Below are 23,400 nucleotides of genomic sequence, written 5' to 3' on the forward strand. Positions count from 1 at the left end.
AAGGCTACCTGGTTAGCAGGGAGACTGACTAGCCGGGATCATCCGGCCGAGTGGACGATCCCGGCGCCCGTCGCCCGACGTAGCGTCGCTGTGCAGGCCCGACCAGGAAGGACGCATGACCGACAACGAGCGCCGGAATGTCAGCGGGGCGGCGATCGCTGCGGTGGCCGCCGTCATCCTGAGCATGGGAGCAGCGGGGTACGCGGGATTCTGGATCGCCCGCGACGACCCCTCGCGCCCGGAGACCGCCCGATCTGCGCCCACGCCCGATCCCTCGGCGTTCCCTTCCGTGACCCTTCCGCCCCCGTCGCCGTCAGCCGCAACCTCGACGCCCGACGCAACGCCCACGGACAAGAGGCGCACCGCCCGTCCCCCGGCGACCACACCGCCGAAGACACCGCGGTGGGGCGAGAAAGTCATCGCCGCCACCAGCGTCCTGACCACCGGCCAGAGCTGGTCGACCAACCGGCTCCGGCTCACGGTGACCACCGGCGGCAACCTCGTCCTGCGGGACCAGGGCCGGACCGTCTGGCAGACCGGCACGGACAACGGCGTCAAGCTCGTCATGCAGAACGACGGCCATCTGGTCCTTTACGACGCGGACAACGGCACCGCCTTCAGCAGCGGCACCGCCGGCAACCCCGGCGCCGTCCTGATCCTGCGAGCCGACGGCAACATGGTCATCGCACTGAACGGGCGAATCCTGTTCCAGACCGCCGCGGGCGACTGACCGTGAATCAGTGAGTGCGCTGGCCGGACCAGGCCTGCCAGAGAACGGCGTAGGGGCCGGGCTCGGCCACCAGGGCTTCGTGCGGTCCGTTCTGGACCACCCGGCCGTTTTCCAGGACAACTACCCGGTCGGCGGTCACGGCCTGGGTCAGGCGGTGGGCGACGATCACCGCGGTGCGACCCTGCAGGGCCGCAGTAGCCACTCGTTCCAGCATGCGGGCTCCGGCGCTGCCGGCTTCGGCCGTCGCCTCGTCGAGGATGGCCACCGGCGGGTCGGCCAGGATCAGGCGGGCGAAGGCCAGCTGCTGGGACTGGGCGGCCGTCAGGGTGTGACCGCCCGAGCCGACCTCCGTCTCGATCCCCTCGGGGAGCTTGGACACCCAGTCCAGGGCGTCCACGGCGGCCAGGGCAGCCCACAGTTCCTCGTCGGTGGCGGCGGGACGGGCCAGGCGCAGGTCCTCGGCCAGGGGGCCGGCGAAGACGTGGACCTCCTGGGTGATCAGCGCGACCTCGCCGGCGGGCACTGCGACGCTTCCCGAAAGCGGGTCGTGGACGCCGGCTATCACCTTGGCCAGGCTGGTCTTTCCGGCTCCGGTGGAGCCGACCACCGCCACCCGTTCGCCTCGGGCCACGGTGAGGTCGACCTCGTGCAGCACCGGGCGATCCGGGTGGTAGCCGAAGGTCAGGCCGCGGACCTCGATGGCCGACGGCGCGTCGGACGACTCGGACCCGGCCCGGGCCGGAGTGGTCAGGGACGCCACGCCGACCAGGCGGTTCAGGCCGGAGGCGGCGGCCTGGGCGTCGTCGACCAGGGCGAGGGCCACGTTGACCGGGTTGAACAGTCCGTGGAAGTACAGGGCGGCGGCGGTGGCCGTGCCGATGCTGACGGCATCACCGCGTACGAGGAAAAAACCGGTCGCGAGCACTGCGGCCAAGCCGGCGAACTCGGCGACGTGCAGCCGGGCGTAGAAGCGGGTCTGCAACGCGACGCCCTGGAGCAGGAGGTCGACCGCCTGCTGGGAGCGGGCAGCCACCCGTCCGCTGTGTTCGCCGGCGATGCGGAAGGCCCGGATGGTCGTCGCGCCGTCGATGGTGGCCAGCAGCTGGTGCTGCTGAGCGCCGACAGCTACCCGCTGTCGCGCATACAGGGGCACAGCCCGGCGGGCATACCAGCGGACCGTGTACGCCTGCACGGGCACCGCCAGCAGCGCGGCCACCAGGAAACGCCAGTCGAGCACGGCCATGCCGCCCAGCGTCAGCACGATGGTCAGCAGCGCGCGGGTGAACTCGGGCAGCGCGGTGCGGGCGGCCTCGGCGACGACCGCGACGTCGTTGGTGACGCGCGAGGTGAGGTCGCCCGCGCCCGCCTTCTCGACCTGTTCCAGCGGGAGTCGCAGCGCCGATTCCACGAACCGTTCGCGCAGGCGGGCCAGGGTGTCCTCGCCGACCTGGGCCAGCAGCGCGATGCCGAGACCGGCCAGGACCGCTTCGAACAGGGCGGCGCCGACCAGGCCGGCGCCCGCGAGCACGAAGTCGCCCGTGCTGCCGTCCTTGGTCGCGAGGTCGACGATGTGGCCGAGCAGCGGCGGCGCGACCAGGCCGGCGATGGTGCCGGCGACCAGCAGCGTGAGCGCCCCGGCGAGCCGGGCCCGCTGGGGGCGGAGAAATCCGAGGACGACCGAGCGCGTACGGGCCCCGGTCGCGATCGGCAGCAGGGTGGTCGTCATGCCAGCACCGTCTCCCGGTACGTCTCGTCGCCGGCGGCCAGGTCGCCGTGGGTGCCCTCGGCGCGGACCGCGCCGTCGTGCAGGAACACCACCCGGTCGGTCACCGCGAGCAGGGCCGGACTGGTGGTGACCAGGATTGTCGTGCGGCCCTCGCGCATCTGCCGCAGCCGGGCCGCTATCCGGGCCTCGGTCACGGCGTCGACGGCTGTGGTCGGGTCGTGCAACACGAGCACCGGCGCCTCGGTGGCCAGTGCCCGGGCCAGCGCGATCCGTTGGCGCTGACCGCCCGAAAGCGTGCGGGCGCCGTCGCCGAGCACGGCGTCGAGGCCGTCGGGCAGGCCCCGGGCAACCTCGTCGGCGTCGGCCGCGGCCATCGCCGCGTCCACTGTGGCCGGCTCGGCGCGGTCGAGCGAGACGGCCGCCCGGATCGTGCCGTCGAAGAGCCCGGTGTGGTGCTCGACGGCCAGGACGGCGGCGCGCAGGTCCTCCGGTTCCAGCGAGGCCAAGGTCACGCCGTCGAGTTCCACCACGCCGTCGGCCGGGTCGGACGACCGGCTCAGCAGGCGCAGCAGTTCGGCGGCGGCGGCCGCGTCGGTGGCGACGATCCCGACGGTCTCGCCGGCGGCGATCTTCAGGGCCACATCCCGTACGCGCAGATCGATCTGGCCCTTGACCGGGGTGACCGGGGTGGCGTCGCCGCCGGTGACCGCGACGGGCGCCGACAGCACCGCCTCGATACGCCGGGACGACGCGCGAGCCTGCGCGAAGTCGGCGCCGACCCAGCCGAACGTCGAGAGTGGACCGACCAGGAACTGGGCCAGGCCGACGGACGAGATGAGCTGGCCCACGGTGATCTCGCCCCGCACCGCGAGGATGCCGCCGACCGTGGCGATCACGGCGAGGAAGAGCCCGCTGATGGTGAGGACCACGCCCTGGTAGGCCGCCTCGGTGCGGGCCGACCGCACGGTGGCCGCCAACGCGATCTGACTGCGCTGCCGGTAGCGCGAGACCGCGGCCTCCTCGGCGTGCAGGCCCTTGACCACGCGCAGCCCCTCGACCAGGTCGGCTGCGACTCCGGAGGCCTCGGCCGCGTGTTCCTGCTCGGTCTCGCTGCGCTCCTCCAGCGGCTTGCCGATGAACTGGCTCAGCCACATCAGCGGCGGCAGGCCGAGCAGCACGAGCAGGCCGAGCGGGATCGAGATCCAGAGCAGCAGCACGGCGGTGAAGACGACCGCGACGACGGCCGCGGTGCCGTAGACGATCGCGACCGCGACCCCGCCGACCCGGGCCGTGTCGCTGGTGGCGATCGAGACCAGGGCGCCGGGCAGCCGGCCCTCCTCGGCGCCACCACGGTTGTGCAGCACTCGGCGGGTCACCTGGAGGCGAAGGTCATGGGCGGTCTGCTCGGAAGCGCGGGCACCGGCCCGAGCGCCGTAGCGGAAGCTGTAGCTGAGTCCGATGTAGACAGCACCGAGCACGCCCAGCCAGAGGAACAGGTCGCCGACGCCGCCGTCGACCGCCCGGTCGATGATGACGCCGATGAGGAACGGCACGGACACCTCGCCCGCCTGGTGCAGGGTGGCCAGCAGCGCGCCGGTGGCGATCAGCCGGCGCTGCTTCGTGAGCGCAGGCTTCACGCGCGAGCCGCTTCCGGTGTACGGACGCCGCGCCGTCGATGACGGTCGGCCGGAACCACCATCGGGGTTCCGGTCTCGGGGTCGTCGATGACCCGGCACGGCATCGCGAAGACGTCCTCGACCCGCTGGGCCGTCATCACCTCGGCCGGCGGGCCCTGGGCGACGACCTCGCCCGCCTTCATCACGATGAGCTCGGTGGCGTAGCGGCAGGCGTGGTTGAGGTCGTGCAGCACGGCGACGATCGTGCGGCCCTGCTCGTGCAGCTCGGCGCAGAGGTCGAGCACCTCGAACTGGTGTGACAGGTCGAGGAACGTGGTCGGCTCGTCGAGCAACAGGATCGGCGTCTGCTGGGCCAGCGCCATGGCCAGCCAGACCCGCTGCCGTTGACCGCCCGAGAGCTCGTCGACGAAGCGGTCGGCCAAGTCGGACACCTCGGTGAGGCGCATCGCCTCGGTCACGGCGTCCTCGTCCTCGGGTGACCACTGCCGCAGCAGCCGCTGGTGGGCGAACCGGCCGCGGGCGACCAGTTCCTCGACCACGATGCCGCCCGGCACGATCGGCGACTGCGGGAGCATGCCCAGTTGCTTCGCGACCTGCTTGGACGGGTACGAGGCGATGGCCTGCCCGTCCAGCCAGACCGCCCCGGCCTGCGGCTTGAGCACGCGCGCGAGCGCCTTGAGCAGGGTCGACTTGCCGCACGCGTTGGGGCCGACGATGACCGTGAACGAGCCGTCGGCGATCCCGACGTCGAGCTTCTCGGCGACGACCCGCTTGTCGTAGGCGAGTGTCAGGTCCTGGGCCCGCAGGCGGGGATCGGTCATCGTCTCGCTCCTCGTTCGCGGAACAGCAACCAGGTCAGATAGACGCCGCCCAGCGCCGCGGTGATGACGCCGACCGGGATGTCGTTGCCGGGCAGGGCGTTCTGCGCGGCCCAGTCGCCCGCGGACAGCAGCGCCGCCCCCATCATGGCTGCCGGCAGGATGCCCGCGTCGGGCGACCGGCTCAAGCGGGCGGCCAGCGGCGGGGCGGCCAGAGCCACGAACGCGATCGGGCCGGCTGCGGCCGTAGCGCCGGCCGACAGCCCCACGGCGGCGAGAGCCAGGATGGCCCGGCTGCGTTCGACCGGCACGCCTTGGAGAACGGCCATCTCGTCGCCCAGCGCCAGCAGCTTGAGGTTCCGTCCGAAGTAGATGACGGTCGGCAGCAGCAGGACGACGGTGACGGCGACGATGACCACCTCGGTCCAGCCGCGCCCGTTCACGCTGCCGATCAGCCACACCTGGGCCGCGATGGCCTCGTTGAGGCGGGCCCGGTAGATCAGGTACGAGTTCAGCGCCTCCAGCAGCGCCGAAACCCCGATTCCCATGAGTACGAGCCGGAACGGCTGCACACCACGGCGGAACGCGAGCAGGTAGACCGCCACGGCGGTGACGACGCAGCCGACGATCGCCCCCGCTCCGACCTGCACGCCGCCGCCCCCGGCGATCAGCATGACGATGAGCGCCCCGGCGGCCGCGCCCGTGGTCAGGCCGATGAAGTCGGGGCTGCCCAGGGGGTTGCGGGTCAGGCTCTGGAAAACCGCGCCGCTGGCGCCCAGGGCCGCGCCGACGAGCAGGGTGACCAGCACCCGGGGCAGGCGCAGCTCGTACACGATGAAGTCGGTGCCGGCGTCGCCCCGGCCGGCCAGGCTGCGCAGCACGTCCGCCACCGGGACCGGGAAGTCGCCCGTGGTCAGGTTGACCAGCGCGACCGCCAGCGCGGCGAGGAGCAGCAGGACGCTGACCAGAAGGGCGCGCGGATACACGCGTACGGAGAGGCCGGCGCCGCGGATGACCGTTCTCACAGCGAACTCAACCGGGGTCGGCGGCACAGCGCGATGAACAGGGGCGCGCCCAGGAAGGCAGTGACCACGCCGACCGGCAGCTCGGCCGGGATGACCAGGACCCGGCCCAGCACATCGGCCCCGAGCACCAAAGCCGGGCCGAGAAGGACGGCGTAGGCCAGGATCCAGCGGTAGTCGGAGCCGACGATCATGCGGGCCGCGTACGGGACCGCGAGCCCGAGGAACCAGATCGGACCGGCGGCGGCAGTCGCGGCGCCGCACAGCAGGGTCACCGCCAGCAGGCCGAGGGCGCGGATGCGTACGGGATGAGCCCCGACCGACTTGGCGGAGTCGTCACCGAGGCTGAGCGCGTTGAGCTGGCGGCCCAGCACCAGAGCGAGCAGGATGCCGGCCGCGAGGAACGGCAGGACCCGCAGGACGGTCCCCGAGTCGCGGTCGGAGAACGAGCCGACGTCCCAGTGCCGGTAGCGGTCGAACGCCTCGCGGCGCAGCACCAGGACCACCCAGACCGCCGCGCCCAGCACCGCCGTGATCGAGACCCCGGCCAGGATCTGGCGCTCCGGCGTGGGATGCCGTCCGGCGCCACCCAGCGCGAAGACCGCGGCCGAGGTGAGCGCGGCGCCGGCGAAGGCGAACCAGACGTAGCCGGAGGCGGTGGTGACGCCGAGGAAGGCGATCGCGAACACCACGCTGGTCGAGGCGCCCATGTTCACGCCGAGCAGGCCCGGCTCGGCGAGCGGGTTGCGCGTGAGCGCCTGCATGACCGTGCCGGCCAGACCCAGGGCGGCGCCGACCCCGACGCCGAGCAGCGTCCGCGGGAGGCGTAGATCGTGGACGATCGCCGATTCCGACGAGTTGTCGGGGTGCCAGAGCACCTGCCACACCGTGGCGAACGAGATCGTGCGGCTGCCGATCGCGATGCTCAGCGCTATCACGACAAATAGGACAGCCAGGGCCGCCGCGAAGCCGATCCAGCGCCGATTCGCCCGTCTCCGGTGCGCGCTGGAGGGTGGGGCCGCAATGACGGCGGTCAACGTGGGCTCCATGGGTTCTGCGTTTGGTGAGGCTAACCTACACTCGCGTTCGAGGTCACCCGTCCCGGGGCCTCGCGTTTGCAGAAGGGAACAGCCCGTGCGGCTCTTCAATATCCGGCGGACTGCCACGGTGGCGGCGGCCGGGCTCCTCCTCGCGCTCGCCGCGTGCGGACCGAACAGCGAAAATGACGAGCCGGCGACTTCCGCCGGTAGCGCCTCGGCGGGCGCCGACGCCGCCGCCTTCCCCGTCTCCATCCCCCACAAGTTCGGCACGGCCGAGATCAAGGCCGAGCCCAAGCGGATCGTCACCGTCGGCCTTGTCGAGCAGGACGCCCTGCTGGCGCTGGGCGTCGTCCCGGTCGCGACGACCGAGTGGTTCGGCGAGAAGCCGGGCGCGATCTGGCCGTGGGCCACGGCGGCGCTGGGCTCGGCGACCAGGCCCGAGGTGCTGACCTTCACCGACGGCATCCAGTTCGAGAAGGTCGCGGCGCTGAAGCCCGACCTCATCCTGGCCGTCTACTCCGGCTTGACCACTGAGGACTACGCCAAGCTGTCGAAGATGGCGCCGACCGTCGCCCAGCCCAAGGGCCAGGTCGACTACGGCGTGGGCTGGCAGCAACTGACCCGTACGGTCGGCGAGTCGGTCGGTCGCAAGGCGCAGGCCGAGAAGCTGGTCACCGACACCGAGGCGCTGTTCACCAAGGTCAAGCAGGACCACCCCGAGTTCGCCGGCAAGACCGGCCTGATGGCCACCACGTACGAGGGCTACTGGGTGTACGGCACGCAGGACCCCCGCGGCCGGCTGCTCGCCGACCTCGGATTCAAGCTGCCCGCCGGCCTCGACGAGATCACCGGCAAGGAGTTCGGCGCCAACCTTTCGAAGGAACGGACCGACCTGCTCGACGTCGACATGCTCGTCTGGATCGTCGACAAGTACGACACCGACAAGGCGAAGGTGCAGGCCGACCCGCTCTACTCGAAGCTCAAGGTCAAGACCGAGGCCCGCGACCTCTACGTCGAGAACCTCGAAGAGGTGGGCGCGGCGACGTCGTTCATCTCGGTGCTGAGCCTGCCGTACCTGCTCGACAAGCTCGTCCCCCAGATCGCCCAGGCCGTCGACGGCGACCCGGCTACCGCGGTCGTCCGCGCCAGCTGACGAACCTGATGTGGCCGGGCCCCTCACGGCCTGGCCACATCGCTCAGCGGCCGAGATGCTCGGCCGGATCCGTCTGCAACAACCAGGCCAGAGGCGTCTTCGACACCACCTCGTAGGTGCCGTCCGGCCCGAGGACGTGCTGGATGACAGTCTGCGCGGCATCCCGGTCGACGATCCAGTAACGCGGAACGCCGGCCGCCGCGTATTCCCGCAGCTTGATGACCTGGTCCATCGTCACGGAGCTGGGCGAGACGATCTCGACCGCGAGAATGAGGTCGTTGAGACCGAGCCAGACCGTCGATGGAATCGGGTGTGCCCACACGGTCAGATCGGGAATCCGCCCGCCGTCGCTCATCGGCCCCGGAATGCGGACTCCCAGCGCCTGGAGGACTTGTTCCGCCGGCCAGCCAGCCATGAACAGCCATACCTGGAGCTTGCTCGCGACCACAGCGTGGTCACTCCCGGACGGCGGCATGACTGACAGGACTCCTTCCGGGCTCAGCTCAAAGCGATGGCCGTTCTCGTCGACGTCATTCATCACCGCCAGGTCGTCGAGCGTGACGACGGGCGGGAAGTTCCTGCCGATGGTTTCGGCGCTCATGCCATTCATCCTAAGCCCAGAAACGCCCCGGCCAACTCGGCCGAGGCGTCCCTGTGGACAACTTCGAATTGTGGATGACCGCAGTCAGTCCTTGAGGAGCTGGCGGGCCATGACGACGCGCTGGACCTGGTTGGTGCCCTCGTAGATCTGGGTGATTTTGGCGTCGCGCATCATGCGCTCGACCGGGTAGTCGCGGGTGTAGCCGTACCCACCCAGCAGTTGGACCGCGTCGGTGGTGATCTCCATGGCGGCGTCGGAGGCGAAGCACTTGGCGGCGGCGCCGAAGTAGGTCAGGTCGGCGTCGCCGCGCTCGCTCTTGCCGGCGGCGACGTAGGTGAGCTGGCGGGCCGCCTCGAGCTTCATGCCCATGTCGGCCAGCATGAACTGCACGCCCTGGAAGTCGGCGACCGGCTTGCCGAACTGCTTGCGCTCCTTCACGTAGCCCTTCGCGAAGTCGAGCGCCCCCTGAGCGATGCCCAGCGCCTGGGCCGCGATCGTCACGCGGGTGTGGTCGAGCGTCTTCATCGCGGTCGCGAAGCCGGTGCCCTCGTCGCCGATCATGCGGTCGGCCGGGATGCGTACGTTGTCGAAGTAGACCTCGCGGGTCGGCGAGCCCTTGATGCCGAGCTTCTTCTCGGGCGCGCCGAAGCTGACGCCGGCGTCCGACTTCTCGACCACGAAGGCGGAGATGCCCTTGGACCGCTTGGACGGGTCGGTGACCGCGAAGACCGTGTAGTACTCCGACACGCCGGCGTTGGTGATCCAGCGCTTGACGCCGTTGAGCACCCAGTGATCACCGTCACGTACGGCCTTGGTCGTCATCGAGGCCGCGTCCGAGCCGGCCTCGGGCTCCGACAGGCAGTACGAGAACATCGCCTCGCCCGACGCGACCTTCGGCAGGTATTTCTGCTTGAGCTCCTCGGAGGCGGCGATCAGCAGCGGCATCGTGCCCAGCTTGTTGACCGCCGGGATCAGCGAGGAGGAGCCGCAGGCGCGGGCAACCTCCTCGATCACGATGGCGGTGGCCAGGGCGTCCGCCCCGGCGCCGCCGTACTCGACCGGGATGTGCGGGGCGTGGAAATCGCTCGAGCGCAAGGCGTCGTACGAGGCCTTGGGGAACTCCCCGGTCTCGTCGGCCTCGGCCGCGTTCGGCGCCACCCGTGCGTCGCACACCTCGCGCACCGCGGCGCGGATGGTCTCGTGGTCCTCCGGCAGCTGGTAGACGTCGAACTCGCTCATTGGCCTGGCCCCTTCGGTTGTGCAGTCCCGCCGCTATGTTACTGGCGCGTAGGGTACGCCGACCAGAGGTTGGGTATGAGGGCCGCGGGCGTTTTCTATAGATGTCGGCCCCGGTGAGCCTGTTCTAATGAGGTGTCGGACCGGCATGCTCTAGACAAGGTGTGGCCGGCAGGTCGAGGAGGTTCCGTGGCGCAGGCTGAACAGCCCGACAGCTACGACGATGAGCTGGCCCGCATCGAGGCCTCGATCGCGGATCTGAAGATCCGCGACATGGCCGCGGCCAAGGAGCGCACCCAGATCGCCGCCAAGATCCAGGCGGCGCAGTTCCAGCGCGACATCCTGGCCCACGCCAACACCAAGAAGAAGGCCACCAAGACCGGCAAGTCCCGGCGCGTACGGCGGCGCGGGCCCGACGAGTTCGCGCCGCCGCCCCCGCCGACGGGTGGCCCGGAGGAAGAGCCGCCGCCACCGCCACCGTCCTCCTCCCGGAGGACCGGTCCGCGGCCCGACTGGGCCCCGACCGGCTCGCCGCACACCGGGCCGCCCGGGGTCGCCACCGACGGCGTCACCATGCTCGTCGACGACCCGCCGCCGACCGAGCGGGTCGCGCCGCCGCCGCGCCGCACCGCGGGCTTCACCGGCGCCGAGCACCACCCGCCCGAGGCGTCCTCCCAGTCGGTGCAGAACATCCTGCTGGCGCTGGGCGCTCTGCTCATCGGCGTGGCGGCGGTCGTCTTCGCCGGTGTCGCCGTCACCAATCCGTTCGCCCGGGCCCTGATCCTCGCCCTGGCCACCACGACCGCCCTGGTCGCCGCGCCCGGCATCGCGCGCCGCGGCCTGAGCTCGACCGGCGAGACGGTCGGCTGGGTCGGCCTCATCCTGCTGCCGCTCACCCTGTTCGCCCTGCACGGCAGCGAGCTGACCGGCGGCACCGGCGTGCCGGTCCCGCTCTACCTGGGCATCACCTTCGCGATCACCGCGGTCGCCAGCTTCGCGTATGCCGGCGCCACCCGCCTCGCCGCGCCGCGGTACGCCACGGTCGTGGCCGTGCAGCCGGTTCCGCTGCTGCTGGCCGAGCCGATGGTCCAGAGCCCGGCCGGCTGGGGCATGGCCCTGACCGTGGTCGCCGTACTCGACCTGCTGCTGCTCACCACCGTCATCCGCCGGGGCCGGCTGCTTCCCCAGTGGCCGTGGGGCCGCCCGGTGGCCGCCGACCGCGAGCACCAGGACCCGGTGCTGCTGGCCGAGGACGCGCCCGAGCGCCCCGAGACGGCGCCCGAGGAACCCGACCTCATCCTGCACGGCGTCTCCACCCGGCGTCGCAAGGGCTGGTTGCGGACCCGCATCTTCCCCGGCCCGCGTCCGGCCGGCGCGCCCGCGGCCGGCTCGGTGCCGATCGCGCCGCCGGCCACCCCGCCGTCCGCCGACTGGCTGCGCGAGCTGACGTTCGCGCTGCTGTGCGTGGCCAGCGCGGGCGCCCTGCTCTATTCGTCGGTGGCGCTGCTGCAGGCTCGCGTGCTGCCCGACGCGCTGCGGTCCGGGCTGATCCTGGTGCTGGCCGCGCTCACCGGCTTCGCCGCCGCCTGGCTGCTCGACAACCTGACCGCCCGCAACATCGCCGGCGGCGTGCTGACCATCTCGGTGATCGGCGCGACGGCCCGCATCGCCGATGTCGTTTCGCCGCACTGGACGCTGGCTGTGGCCGCCGCCGCGGTCGCGGTCGCCGGCGCCGTCGTCGCCCTGGTGCCGCCCGAGGTGCGCCGCGGCCCGCAGATCGCCTCGGCGGTCGCGCTCGCCATCATCGGCCTGGTCCTGGTGCTCGACTGCCTGCGCGCCGCGTTCGAGCTCCTTCAGGCCGCCCGCCCGGTCTGGCACGCCGATCCGGCCGGCTACACCCAGCGGATGGCCGAGGCCGCCGGCGACCTGGGGTGGCTGCTGGCCTTCAGCGCGCTGCTGGTCACGATCGCCGCCGCGCTCGCCCTGCCGCCCAGCGTGCGGCACGAGGGCGCGGTCGTCGGCATCGCGCTGACCGCGCTGGCCGTACCCGCCTCGCTCGGCCTGGACTGGTCCGGGGCGCCCTGGCCGCTGGTCATCGCCGCGGTGGGCATCGGCGCCGCCGGTCTGGCCGCCACCACCCGCCGCATAGCGATCGTGCACGTGGCCGCGGCCGGCGTGGTCGGCCTGTTCGGGGCCGGCGCTGCCCTGGGCGCGGCCTGGCTGACCGCCGCTGTGCTGACAGCGATCGCCGGCGCCGGCGTGATGATCGCCGTGGCCGCCCGGCAGATCCCGATCCGGCTGTACGCCTGGCTGGTCGGCGACTGGGCGTCCGGCGCGACTGCGCTGGCCCTGCCCGGCGCCGTGGTCACCGCCGCGCTCGCCGTGGCCGACCAGGGCAGCGGCCCGCCCGCTACCGAAGAGGTCACCGTGCCGGCGCTGGCCGTCGGCTTCCTCGCCGTAGCCGCCACGCTCAGTTATTCCGCGGTGTTCCAGGTGGCCCGGCGCGACATCAGCCTGCCGCTGACCGCCGGCACCGGCCTGGGCGCGATCGCGCTGGCCCTGGCCGCCCTGCTCTCGCCCGGCGCCACCGCGCCCGACGTCTGGGTCGGCGCGCTTCTGCTGGTCGCGGCCGGTCTGCTGTTCTTCTCGAAGTCGATCGACAACGGGCGGCGCAGCGACCGGGTGCTCGACGGCCCCGACATCGCCGCCGCCGCGGCCACCGTCGCGATCTGCGGCGCGCTGGCCCGCGTGTTCGCGCTCGCCTTCCCCGAGGCGCCACTCGCGGTGGCCGGCGTGGTGGTGCTGATCGTCGCGCTCGGCGTGGCTGTGCTGCCCGCGGAGTGGAGTCGCGGCCCCAACCGCGGTCTGGCCGTCGCGGGCGTGGTCGTCGGTGCGATCGCCGGCTACCTGGCGCTGGCCGGGGCGATCCGCATGCTGGCCGTCTCAGCCGACCTGTGGGACGCCGACCTGACCGCCCTCCCGGCCCCCGGCCCGGGCGCCTGGCAGGCTCCCTTCGCCCTCGTCGTGGTCTCGATCGCGGCCGCCATCGCAGCGCCCCGCCCGTGGTCGCACCTGTTCTCGGCGATCGCCGGCGCCGCGGCCGCCATCGGCGCGCCGTTCGCGCTGGGGCTGCCCTGGTGGTCACCCCTGCTGATCGGGGGTGCGGTCGCGGTGGCGTACGCGATGGCCGCCGTCGCCGCCCTCGAGCCCGCCGCCGCGCTCTGCCGGGCCGGTGCGGCCGCCGCCGTGCTGCTGCACGCGGTGGTCTCGTCGCTGGCCCGGCCCTGGTCGACCGCGCTCGCCCTGCTGCTCGTGGTGATGATCGGCGCCCTGACCGCGGTCATGGCGCGCACCCCGGTCGCCACCATCGAGAGCCCGCCGCCGGGCACCCCCCTGCCCCCGCCGGGCCGGTTCTGGTCGCCCTCCACCGTCACCGAGGCCGACCTGGCCCGCGACGACACCGGCCTGCCCCGTCACCGCGCCCAGATCGGCGGCGCCGCCACCGGCGCCATCATGCTGGCCCTGCCCGGCGTGCTGGCCTCGGTAGCCGCCGATCAACAGCACGGCGCCCAGGTCGTGTTGACGGGCGCGCTCGCCGCGTCCAGCCTCAGCCTGGCCCTGCTCGCGCTGACCGGCCGCTACATCCCGCAGTTCCTGCCCTGGGCCACGGTCGGCCTGGTCCTCGGCGCGACCATCACCGCATTCGCGTCGATCCCCACGCCGCACCCGACGGCCCTGTACGCGGCCGCAGCGGCCCTGCTCGGCGTGATGGCCGAGTTGTTGCGCGGCTCGATCCCGGCGCCCGGCATCACGCTGGCCCGCGAGGGCGTGTTCACCGGCGCCGGCCGCTACCAGCCACGCCGGTGGACCACGGCCCGCCCGCTGGGCCTCAGCGGCCGCTGGCTGGTCGACCCGGCCACCAGCGCGGTGGTGCTCGCCCTGGTGCCGACGATCCTCGCCCTGTTCTCGATCGCCCCCGCGCTGCGGGCCGCGCTGGTCGACCCGCTGGGCCAGCTCTCCCACATCTGGGACGGTCCGATCCCGGCGTTGGCGCAGCCGTCGTCCGGCTACGTCGACGGCACCAGCGTCCTCGCGATCGTGCTGCTCACCGGGGCGGCCGCGCTGGCCGCGGTCGGCTTCGGCGGCAAGCCGTCGGAGTCCGTGCCGGTCATCCTGCCCGGCGTGGCCATCACCATCCTGATCGCGCCGATCGCCCTGCACGCGCAATACCCCACCGCCACCACGGCCGCCCTGGTCGTGTTCACGATCTCGATGCTCGGGCTGGCGCTCACCCCGCCGCCGGCCGGCCGCCGCTCGTCGCTGCTCGGCACGACCCGCACGATCGTCTTCGTGATCGGGTTGCTCGCCGGCAACGCGGGCCTGGCCGGCAGCCTCGCCCAGCAGCGGCTCACGCTGTTCACGCTGGGCAGCGCGATCCTGGTCGGGCTGGTCGCCGCGCTCGGCGGGCGCAGCCGGTTCGCCCGCATCCTGGGCTGGGTGTTCGCCGCGGTGATGGGCCAGCTCTTCGTGCTCACCGCGGCCATCGCGGCCGGCGTCGAGCGCCCCTGGGCGGCCTTCGGCGTGCTGGCCGTCGGCGCCGCGCTGTTGATCCTCGAGGCCACTGTGCCGCGCCTGGGTCTGCCGCAGTACCGCGCCGAGGCGTCCACCGTCGAGTGGAGCGGCTATGCGTCAGCGCTGATCGCCGGTGTGATGGCCTTCGACTCCCCGCCCCACCTGGCGGCGCTGCTGGCCGCCTGGGGCGCCGTCCTCGGCCTGGCCGCGGCGCGGGTCGGCCGCCCGCCCAGCCAGCGGCGGGCGCTGTTCTGGACAGCCGTCGGCTTCGAGATCGTCGGCGTGTGGCTGTTCGTCGCGCTGGCCGACGTCGCGCTGCCCGAGGCGTACACGTTGCCGTTCGCCGCGCTGGCCCTACTGGTCGGCGTCATCGAGTCGCGCGACCGGCCCGACCTGAGCAGCTGGGCCGCGTACGGTCCGGCGCTGCTGGCCGCGTTCGTGCCGACGATCGGCATCGTCCTGGCCGGCAACGGCGGCGAGACGCGTGAGGTCCTGCTGCTGCTGGCCGCGGTGGCCACCCTGATCGTCGGCTCCCGCAACCGCCAGCAGGCGCCCGTGGTCGTGGGCGCGGTGGCGACCATCTTCGCGGCCATCCACTTCGCCAGCACGCTGGTCGGCCCGTGGCTGGTGCTGGTGCCGCTCGGCGTGATCCTGCTCTGGGTCGGCGCCACCAACGAGAACCGCCGCCGCACCCGCGAGGGCCTGCGCGGCGCCCTGGTCAAGATGCGCTGATGCGGACGATCCACGTCGTCACCCACCCCGAGGCGACCCACCACGTCGAAGGGCTGGTCGGCGGCTGGCACGACTCCGACTTGACCCCGCGCGGGCTGGACCAGGCCGCACGGGTCGCCTCCGTCATCGCCGCACGGGCGCCGGAGGCCGAGATCTACTCGTCGGACCTGCTGCGGACCCGTCGCACGGCCGAGGTCATCGCCGCACGGCTGGGCACGGTGGTGGTGCTCGACAGAGACCTGCGCGAGAAGTCGTTCGGCGAGGCCGGCGGCCGGCCACAGTCCTGGTTGGACGAGCGTTTCGTGCCACCGCCCGAGTTCGGCGAGCGCATGCGCCACGACGAGGGCCTGCCCGGCGCCGAGACGAAGTGGGACCTGGCCGTCCGCGTCTATGCGGCGGTGGAGCGCATCCTGAAGTCGGACGCGCCCGAGCAGGTGATCGTGACGCACGGGATGGCCGCCACCTTCGTCCTCGCGGCCTGGATCGAGATGCCGCTCGAGTCAGCGGGCCGGCTGGCGTTCCGCTTCTCCCCCGGCGGCATCACGACCCTGCGCGAGGACGACCGATTCCACAACCACGCGATCGTCGCCCTGAACGACGTCGCGCATTTGAGTTAGCGCTTCTTGAGGACGAAGACTCCCCAGCCCAGATAGCGGCGCTGATAGCGGACATGGTTGAGCGGCGCCGTGTCGAACTCCTCACGCCGCTGCCGCACGCCAGATCGAGCATGGTCAGGCCCGGGCGCAGCCGCAAGGCGCGGCCGAGATCGGCCAGCTTGGTAACGGAGAACGGGTTATGACGAGCGGTGAGCGACCGGCACGGACTTCCCGGCATCGGTTAGCCTGCGGCAACAAGATCGACGGGAGTACGAAGTGCGACCACGCAGTTGGGTGGCCGGGGCGATCGCCCTGGTCGTCGCGGCCGGGCTGACGGTTCGGCACTGGCCGGCCGACGAGGCCGCCGCCGGAGTGATCGCGCCGACGCCCAGAAGCGTCGACCCCTCCACGCCAGAGGCCAAGCTGCTCGACAGCGTTCTGTACGTCGACGACTGGCGCCGGTTCGGCAATCCGGTCGGTTTCACCTATGTGCCGGAGTCCCGTCCGCCCGGTCTGATCGAGATTTCCCCCGGCAACCCGCCCAACCTGAGCGGCGGCCCCCACCGCGGATCAGGGAACGGCGCCCTGCTCGACGGCTATCGCTTCAGCGCCGGCAACGCCCGCATCTTCGTCGTGGTCGAGTTCGCCGCCGGCCCCACCTCAACCTGCACCGACGTCTCTGATCTGTCGCACGCCATCTGCGTACGCAGCAGCAAACCGATCCGGCCCGCGCCCGACGACGTAGCCCTCCACCAGACAACGGCCTACTTCACCGCCGACAGCAACGCGGCGTTGAAATCGACGGACGCCGAGATCGCGAAACGCTTCTGGGCAACAACCGACTTCGTCCCCGCCACCGACGCGGATTGGTTCACCGACCTGATCGACCGAGCCGAGGATGCCACCCAGGAATGACTCATGAACTCGTGTTCCGGATCGGCCGGCCTCGGCCACTTCGGAGGTGAGATCCTGGCCTTCCCCCACACTCTCCGCCATTGCGGCCCATCGAAATGGGCGATGGCAAATGAATCAGGAGATGGGGGCCGGGCGACAGAGTTGGGGGTTGGCGAGTTCGGCGCAGGGGCGGTCGCCGTGGGCGCGGATGATGTCGGCTCCTACCTGGGTTGCTGCCGGGCTCGCGGACGCCGCCGAGGACGCGGCGCTGGAAGGCGGCCCTGGTGCCGGAGCCGGGGTTGCGGCTGATCAGGCGCACCGGCACGTCCCGTCCGCCGATCTGTTTCCAGTTGGTGATGGTGCCGCCGTACAACCGGCGGATCTGTTCCGTGGTCAGGTCGCGCACCCCGGTCTCGGCGTTGACCACGAGCGTCAACAGCACGAACGCGAGGGGCCGGGCGACCAGGCCGGGCATGCCGTCGGACTTGTCGCCGTCCGAGAAGGCCAGCATGTCAGCGTTCTCGCCGGGCCCGGGCGAGCGCCAGCAGACCCTCGCCGCTGCCGCGCATCTCGAAGCTGAACGTCGCCTCGGTGCAGACGTCCTGATAGGACTGGGCGGCTTCGCGCGCCACGGGCTCGAACGCCGTCGAGCCGGTCAGGGTCAGCCGGCCGGACGCACAGTCGAGGGGCGTGCCGTTGTCGCTGCGGAAGAAGACGACGGACTGCGCGACGACCAGAACGGCCAGGAACGCGATCAATGCCATCGTGCGCCGCCCGGGGAAGCTCACCCGGATGCCGGCCTTGTCGTCGTCGCGGACGGCGTAGTCGTGCTCGTCGATGTTCGTACGGCCGGTGTTCTCGATTCGCAGCAGCACGATGCTCGGATCGACCAGCGGGACGCCGTTGTTGCTCAGTTCACCGAGCGCGCCCGGCGCGGCGATGTCGCCGACGTCGTTGGCCGTCGTGTCCATCTGCACGCGGTAGCCGAGCCGCTTGCGGCCCTTGACGAGGAACTCGTATATCGCCGCGATGCCGGGCGCGACAACACCCAGGGTCGCGAGCGCCACACTCCACCAGAAGTCGATGGGCCGACCCTGGGAGGGCCCCCTGAACGTTCAGTTAAGGTTTCGCACCAGCTGCGGTGAAGGGTTCACAAAGGACTCGGACACGGTCACCACCGTGGGCACGGTCTCGTTGCCGTCGGCGATCGAGCGGACTGTCGCCGCGCCGTCGGGGTCGCTCCAGATGTCGACCCAGTGGTAGCGGCCGGCCCGCCGGGCCAGCGAGCCGCGCAGCCGCAGGCAGTACGGGCACCCCGTCCGCCAGTAGATGATCGGGCGGCCGTCGGCGGCCTGGGCCGCACGCGCCTCGGCATCGGTGATCGAGCGGGGAAAGGCGCGCGGTGACACGAGGGCCGCGAGCACGACGAGAACCACGAAGAAAGCCACGCCGGGCAGCGAGCCGATCCAGAACCCGCCCAGGACGCCGATCGCCACCAGGAAGGTCGTCGATTGCCAGCGGCGCGTCATGTCGCGAGGTTACCCGAGTAGCTGCTCACGGAGCGCCGCGTCCTTCTCGGCGACCAGCTTCTCGAGGCCGGCCTGGAAATTCGCCATCTTCGTCCGCAGCAGCGGGTCGGCGGCGCCGAGAATGCGCACGGCGAGCAGGCCGGCGTTGCGCGCGCCACCGATCGACACCGTCGCCACCGGCACGCCGGACGGCATCTGCACGATCGAGAGCAGCGAATCCATGCCGTCGAGGTGCTTGAGCGGCACGGGCACACCGATCACCGGCAGCGGGGTCAGGGCGGCCACCATGCCGGGCAGGTGGGCGGCGCCGCCGGCCCCGGCGATGATCGCCTGGAGGCCGCGGTCGGCCGCGGTCTCGGCGTAGTCGACCATCTTGCGTACGGTGCGGTGGGCCGAGACGACGCCCACCTCGAACGGCACCTCGAACTCGGCGAGGGCCAGCGCCGCCGCCTCCATCGTGGGCCAGTCCGAGTCGCTGCCCATGATGATTCCGACGAGCGGTGCCATTTACCGGCCTTCCTGGAGCCATTGCGCGGCCCGGGCCGCGCGGGCCCGGACCGAGGTCATGTCGTCGCCGAGCACCGTGACGTGCCCGATCTTGCGGCCCGGGCGGACCAGCTTGCCGTACAGGTGCACGCGGGCGCCGGGGTCGGTGGCGAAAAGGTGGTGCAGGCGCTCGTCGATCGAGATGCCGCCCGGTTCGCCGCCGAGCACGTTGGCCATCACGACCGCGGGCGCGGCGAGCGACGTCTCGCCCATCGGGTAGTCGAGCACGGCCCGCAGGTGCTGCTCGAACTGCGACGTGCGGGCGCCCTCGATCGTCCAGTGGCCGGAGTTGTGCGGGCGCATGGCGAGCTCGTTGACCACGATGCCGTCGACCGTCTCGAACAGCTCGACGGCGAGCAGGCCGACCACGCCGAGCTCATGGGCGAGGTCGATCGCGAGCTGCTGGGCCTTCAGCGCCAGCGCCTCGTTCAGGCCCGGCGCGGGCGCGAGCACCTCGACGCAGATGCCGTCCCGCTGCACTGTCTCGACCACCGGGTACGCCGCGACCTGCCCGAACGGCGAGCGAGCGACCAGGGCGGCGAGCTCACGGCGCAGCGGCACCCGCTCCTCGACGATCAGCGGCGTGCCGGTGGCCACCAGCTCGGCCGCTTCCTGAGGGCCGCCGAGCATCCAGACGCCCTTGCCGTCGTACCCGCCGCGGGTGGCCTTGGCCACCACCGGCCAGACGCCGCCCGCGAAGGTCTCGATGTCTTCGGCCGACTCGACTCGGCCCCACCGCGGCACCGGGGCGCCCAGCTCAGCCAGCTGTTCGCGCATCAGGCCCTTGTCCTGCGCGAAGACCAGAGCCCGGGAGCCGGGGAAGATCTTGACGCCCTCGGCCTCGAGCGCCTCGATGTGCCCGGTCGGCACATGCTCGTGGTCGAAGGTGACCGCCTCACAGCCCTTGGCGAACTCGCGCAGCGTCGCCAGATCGGTGTGTGTGCCGATCCGCACATCGGCCGCGACCAGCGCGGCACTGTCATCGGGCGACACGCTCAGCACGCGCAGTGACTGACCGAGAGAAATCGCGGCCTGGTGGGTCATCCGGGCCAGTTGGCCCCCGCCCACCATGCCGACCACAGGCAGACCGGTTCGGGTATCCATCGCTCGTCCAGCCTACCGAGTCAGGCGCGCCACCAGATCGTCCGGGCTGGTCACCGGGCGATCGCAGACAAAACCACGGCACACGTACGCGGTCGGAACGCCGGATTGCAGAGGCCGGTCGGCCAGCAGCGGTACGCCGGGGCGGTCGGGCTCGCCGGCGACGATCACGGTGCCCGGCGGCGCGTGACGGTGAGCCGCGGTCAGCAGCGGGCCCTCCTGACCGGCCGGGGCGGCGATGGCGATCTCGTACGGGCCGGTCAGCGCCGCCTCGGCCACCGTCGCCGAGTAGCCGGCGAAGCGGGGGTGCCCGCCGATCACCGGCCCGGCCGTCGCCAGGGCGGCGTCGGCCGCCTCGCGGTAGCTGGGCTCGCCGCTCAGGGCCGCGTACGCCACCAGGGCCGCGCAGACCGACGACAGACCCGACGGCGTGGCGTTGTCGGTGGGGTCGGCCGGGCGGGTGACCAGGCGTTCGGCGTCGTCGGCGGTGTCGTAGAACCCGCCCTCGCCCGTGCCGAAGTGGGCCAGCGCCACGTCGAGCATCTCGCGGGCCCGATCGAGCCACGCGCCGTCGGTGGTGAGCTGGTGCACGGCCAGAAACGCCTCGGCGACACAGCCGTAGTCGTCGAGCACACCGGCCGGCTCGCCCACCACGCCGTCGCGCGAGACGCGGCGCAGGCGGCCGTCGACCACGTGACGCTCGGCCAGCACGGTGGCGATCTCGATCGCGGCCACCCGGGACGACTCGGCGCCGGTCAGGATGCCGTGCTCGGCCAGCGCGGTCACAGCCAGGCCGTTCCACGAGGCGACCACCTTGTCGTCGCGCGCGGGCTGCGGGCGGGCGGCCCGGGCCGCCAGCAACCTTTCGCGTACGTCACGCCAGCGCTCGACCAGGGCCGGCTCGGCGGCGTCGATGTCGCGGGCCAGCACCAGCACGCTGCTGCCGTGCTCGAACGTGCCCTGGGCGGTGACGTTGAACAGGTCGGCCGCCCACGACCCGTCGTCGCCGAGCACCTCGGTGAGCTGCTCGGGCTTCCAGGCGTACGTGAGACCCTCGACCCCGGCCGCGTCGGCGTCCAGCGCCGAGGCCAGCCCGCCGGCCGGCGTGCCCAGGTCGCGCAGCAGGAACTCGGCCGTCTCGTCGGCGACGCGCCGGGCGAACGAGTCCCCGGTGAGGCGCGCGAGCTGTGTGTAGACCCGCAGGAGCAGCGCGTTGTCGTAGAGCATCTTCTCGAAGTGCGGCACCGTCCAGGTCGCGTCGACCGAGTAGCGCGCGAAACCACCGGCGAGCTGGTCGTAGATGCCGCCGCGCCCCATCCGCTCGGCAGCGAACCGCACCGCCTCCAGCGCCTCTTCCGACCCCGTGCGCTGATAGTGGCGCAGCAGGAAGAGCAGGCTCATGTGCGGCGGGAACTTGGGCGCCCCGCCGAAGCCGCCGTTGGTGGTGTCCTGCTCCTTGAGCAGCCCGTTGGCCGCGGCGGCCAGCAGCTCGGCCGAGATCGGCGCCTTGGGCCCACCGACCAGCTGCGCCCCGCCGATCGCCTCGACGACGCTCGCACCCTGCTGAAGCACCTGCTCACGCTGGTCACGCCAGGCGGTGCGGACCGAGTCGAGCAGGCGGGCGAAGTTGGCCTTGGGAAAATAGGTCCCGCAGAAGAACGGGTCGCCGCCGGGCGTGGCGAAGACGGTCATCGGCCAGCCGCCCTGCCCGGTCATGGCCTGGGTGGCGGTCATGTAGACGGCGTCGACGTCGGGCCGTTCCTCGCGGTCGACCTTGATCGCCACGAAGCCGTCGTTCATGAGCCGGGCGACCTGCTCGTCCTCGAAGGACTCGTGCGCCATCACGTGACACCAGTGGCAGGCCGCGTAGCCCACCGAGATCAGCACCGGCACATCCCGCCGTCTCGCCTCGGCGAACGCCTCCGGCGACCATTCCCACCAGTCGACGGGATTGTCGGCGTGCTGAAGCAGGTACGGCGAAGTCGCGTTGCCGAGCCGATTCATAGGCCAACCTTGCCACATCGCAGCTCCACCTCGGCGATCTGTACGCGAAGCCGGGCAATCTCCCAATCTCTGCGCTCTCCCAGTAGTATGGCGATTAGGAGATGGGAGGGAGCGCGATGACAGGCCGGACTATCGAAGTCGACGATGAGGTGTTCGCCTTCTTGCAGCAGCATTGCGAACCGCTGGTTGACACTCCCAACGATGTGTTACGCCGACTACTACTCAACGCAGAGGTTGAAGACCCTCAGCATAAGACTGCACTCCCCAGGAAACGGCTGCGGCGACGACCCGGGGCCCTGATGCCTTTGCTCAATGCCGGCGTCGTCGCCGCCGGCGACCTGCTGCGACACGAACAACCCAGACGACGCATGGCTCACGAGGCGACCGTCACCAGCCGCGGCTGGTTGGAACTGCCGGACGGCAGCCAGTTCTCGACTCCGTCGCGGGCTCTCGCGGAGCAGACAGGCACCACGATCAACGGCTGGCTCTACGTCCACGTGCCTAGTGGCCGGTCACTCTACGAACTCCGCGCTCAAGTTGGACAGGATTGAGCTTGCGCTCCCAATCTCCAGACTCTACGATTTGGAGCATTGGCGGGCTAGATCGTCTAAGACATCCGCGCGCTCGGGTCGGCGAGATGGCTTCGTGGGCCGTATCGCAGCCCCTCAGCCCATGCATGCAAAACCCCGGCAGCATGCCCTCGCGGGCAGAGGCGAACCGGGGTCTTCTGCCGAAGCATAGCGCGGTTTGACGACAAGAGGGAGACAGACGTGCGGGCGGCCGACCTGGCGATGATTGAGCAACGTCTGTCACCCGAGCGCCTCGGCCCGTACAAGCGTGCATGCGGTGGCAGCCTCGAAACGGCTCTTGCGCTCTACCGGTGGAACGCCGAGGTCACAGCCGCGCTCGCGTCGACCATCGGCCATGTCGAAGTAACGTTGCGAAACGCCCTCCACCAAGAACTTGAGGCTTGGTCCGCTCGAACGTTCGAGGAGCCCCGCTGGTACCTCAACCCCCCATCACGAACCCGGCCGAACGGTTTTCTCTTCGCCGAAGCCCTCGGAGACATCGCCAAGGCAAGGACTCGCGCCGCACGTAATGCAGGGCCAGAGACGCCTGGGCGTGTTGTCGCGGAACTCAATCTTGGTTTCTGGCGGTTTCTTCTAGCTCGCCGGTATGACCGTGGGCTTTGGCACCCGTGTCTGCACAGGGCATTCTCTCGGCAGAGGCGTGTGACCGTCTTCGACGCGGTTGGTCAGCTACACGAAGCACGCAACCGCATGGCACACCACGAGCCAATGTTCAACCGACCGTTAGCCGGCCTGTACCAAACTTCGCTACAGATAGCCGAATGGATCTGCCCGACGATTCGGCTCTGGATCGAGGAGTGCAGCTCAGTCACCGCCGCGCTCGCTGCCCGACCTACTGGCAACTCCGATTCACGGCTGAACTCATAAGGCAGC

20 protein-coding genes are annotated in these 23,400 nt (G+C 71.5%); 7 read left to right on the forward strand and 13 right to left on the reverse strand.

What is annotated here, in order from left to right:
* Nucleotides 1–115: 115 nt before the first annotated feature.
* The gene (locus KXC43_RS14995) at nt 116–730 is read left to right on the forward strand and encodes a hypothetical protein (RefSeq protein WP_221376672.1); all 615 of its coding nucleotides are present in this window, start codon (nt 116–118) and stop codon (nt 728–730) included.
* A gap of 7 nt (nt 731–737) precedes the next feature.
* Here KXC43_RS14995 and KXC43_RS15000 read toward each other — a convergent pair whose 3' ends face one another.
* The 5 genes from KXC43_RS15000 to KXC43_RS15020 are packed head-to-tail and all read right to left on the reverse strand — an operon-like array spanning nt 738 to nt 6,889.
* Nucleotides 738–2,456 (reverse strand): ABC transporter ATP-binding protein, encoded by a 1,719-nt coding sequence (locus KXC43_RS15000; protein ID WP_221376673.1) that lies wholly within the window; start codon nt 2,454–2,456, stop codon nt 738–740.
* The gene (locus KXC43_RS15005) at nt 2,453–4,093 is read right to left on the reverse strand and encodes an ABC transporter ATP-binding protein (RefSeq protein ID WP_221376674.1); all 1,641 of its coding nucleotides are present in this window, start codon (nt 4,091–4,093) and stop codon (nt 2,453–2,455) included. The genes KXC43_RS15000 and KXC43_RS15005 overlap by 4 nt, the downstream gene beginning before the upstream one ends.
* Nucleotides 4,090–4,914 carry an ABC transporter ATP-binding protein gene (locus tag KXC43_RS15010; protein WP_221376675.1) on the reverse strand — a complete coding sequence of 275 codons (825 nt, stop codon included), beginning with the start codon at nt 4,912–4,914 and terminating at the stop codon, nt 4,090–4,092. The genes KXC43_RS15005 and KXC43_RS15010 overlap by 4 nt, the downstream gene beginning before the upstream one ends.
* Nucleotides 4,911–5,936 carry a FecCD family ABC transporter permease gene (locus KXC43_RS15015; protein WP_221376676.1) on the reverse strand — a complete coding sequence of 342 codons (1,026 nt, stop codon included), beginning with the start codon at nt 5,934–5,936 and terminating at the stop codon, nt 4,911–4,913. Before KXC43_RS15015 ends, KXC43_RS15010 begins: the two co-directional genes overlap by 4 nt.
* Nucleotides 5,933–6,889, reverse strand: a complete 957-nt coding sequence (locus KXC43_RS15020; protein WP_438870898.1) for a FecCD family ABC transporter permease — start codon at nt 6,887–6,889, stop codon at nt 5,933–5,935. The genes KXC43_RS15015 and KXC43_RS15020 overlap by 4 nt, the downstream gene beginning before the upstream one ends.
* Before the next feature lie 178 nt (nt 6,890–7,067).
* Between KXC43_RS15020 and KXC43_RS15025 the strand changes: the two genes are divergently transcribed.
* Entirely contained in the window at nt 7,068–8,126 is a 1,059-nt protein-coding gene (locus KXC43_RS15025) for an iron-siderophore ABC transporter substrate-binding protein (protein ID WP_221376678.1), read from the forward strand.
* Nucleotides 8,127–8,169: 43 nt separating this feature from the next.
* Here KXC43_RS15025 and KXC43_RS15030 read toward each other — a convergent pair whose 3' ends face one another.
* Entirely contained in the window at nt 8,170–8,727 is a 558-nt protein-coding gene (locus tag KXC43_RS15030) for a Uma2 family endonuclease (RefSeq protein ID WP_221376679.1), read from the reverse strand.
* Nucleotides 8,728–8,811: 84 nt separating this feature from the next.
* A complete protein-coding gene (locus KXC43_RS15035; protein WP_221376680.1) occupies nt 8,812–9,966 on the reverse strand; it encodes an acyl-CoA dehydrogenase family protein in 1,155 nt (384 codons plus the stop codon).
* Between the two features lie 186 nt (nt 9,967–10,152).
* Between KXC43_RS15035 and KXC43_RS15040 the strand changes: the two genes are divergently transcribed.
* The 3 genes from KXC43_RS15040 (at nt 10,153) to KXC43_RS15050 (ending at nt 16,778) form a co-directional block, all read left to right on the forward strand.
* A complete protein-coding gene (locus KXC43_RS15040) occupies nt 10,153–15,267 on the forward strand; it encodes an SCO7613 C-terminal domain-containing membrane protein (RefSeq protein ID WP_221376681.1) in 5,115 nt (1,704 codons plus the stop codon).
* Nucleotides 15,267–15,884 (forward strand): histidine phosphatase family protein, encoded by a 618-nt coding sequence (locus KXC43_RS15045; RefSeq protein WP_221376682.1) that lies wholly within the window; start codon nt 15,267–15,269, stop codon nt 15,882–15,884. The genes KXC43_RS15040 and KXC43_RS15045 overlap by 1 nt, the downstream gene beginning before the upstream one ends.
* A 255-nt stretch (nt 15,885–16,139) precedes the next feature.
* Nucleotides 16,140–16,778: a hypothetical protein gene (locus KXC43_RS15050; protein ID WP_221376683.1), complete on the forward strand. Its 639-nt coding sequence runs from the start codon at nt 16,140–16,142 to the stop codon at nt 16,776–16,778.
* A 1-nt stretch (nt 16,779) separates the two neighbouring features.
* On the opposite strand, the gene KXC43_RS15055 is transcribed toward KXC43_RS15050, so the two are convergent.
* The 6 genes from KXC43_RS15055 to KXC43_RS15080 are packed head-to-tail and all read right to left on the reverse strand — an operon-like array spanning nt 16,780 to nt 21,937.
* A complete protein-coding gene (locus KXC43_RS15055; protein ID WP_221376684.1) occupies nt 16,780–17,268 on the reverse strand; it encodes a substrate-binding domain-containing protein in 489 nt (162 codons plus the stop codon).
* Nucleotide 17,269: 1 nt separating this feature from the next.
* Nucleotides 17,270–17,824 carry a type 2 periplasmic-binding domain-containing protein gene (locus KXC43_RS15060; protein ID WP_221376685.1) on the reverse strand — a complete coding sequence of 185 codons (555 nt, stop codon included), beginning with the start codon at nt 17,822–17,824 and terminating at the stop codon, nt 17,270–17,272.
* A 48-nt stretch (nt 17,825–17,872) separates the two neighbouring features.
* On the reverse strand, nt 17,873–18,286 hold the full coding sequence (locus KXC43_RS15065; RefSeq protein WP_221376686.1) for a glutaredoxin domain-containing protein: 414 nt from the start codon (nt 18,284–18,286) through the stop codon (nt 17,873–17,875).
* A gap of 9 nt (nt 18,287–18,295) precedes the next feature.
* Nucleotides 18,296–18,793 (reverse strand): 5-(carboxyamino)imidazole ribonucleotide mutase, encoded by a 498-nt coding sequence (gene purE / locus KXC43_RS15070; protein WP_221376687.1) that lies wholly within the window; start codon nt 18,791–18,793, stop codon nt 18,296–18,298.
* On the reverse strand, nt 18,794–19,936 hold the full coding sequence (locus KXC43_RS15075) for a 5-(carboxyamino)imidazole ribonucleotide synthase (RefSeq protein WP_221376688.1): 1,143 nt from the start codon (nt 19,934–19,936) through the stop codon (nt 18,794–18,796). It abuts the gene before it with no gap.
* 12 nt (nt 19,937–19,948) lie between these two features.
* Entirely contained in the window at nt 19,949–21,937 is a 1,989-nt protein-coding gene (locus KXC43_RS15080) for a thioredoxin domain-containing protein (RefSeq protein WP_221376689.1), read from the reverse strand.
* Between the two features lie 116 nt (nt 21,938–22,053).
* Here KXC43_RS15080 and KXC43_RS15085 point away from each other — a divergent pair, with 116 nt between their 5' ends.
* Nucleotides 22,054–22,488, forward strand: coding sequence for a restriction system modified-DNA reader domain-containing protein (locus KXC43_RS15085; RefSeq protein ID WP_221376690.1), 435 nt, complete (start codon nt 22,054–22,056; stop codon nt 22,486–22,488).
* Nucleotides 22,489–22,707: 219 nt separating this feature from the next.
* Nucleotides 22,708–23,394 (forward strand): Abi family protein, encoded by a 687-nt coding sequence (locus tag KXC43_RS15090; protein ID WP_221376691.1) that lies wholly within the window; start codon nt 22,708–22,710, stop codon nt 23,392–23,394.
* Nucleotides 23,395–23,400 lie beyond the last annotated feature (6 nt).

Origin of the sequence: Paractinoplanes polyasparticus (genome assembly GCF_019710575.1) — a bacterium.
GTDB classification, from domain to species: Bacteria; Actinomycetota; Actinomycetes; order Mycobacteriales; family Micromonosporaceae; genus Actinoplanes; species Actinoplanes polyasparticus.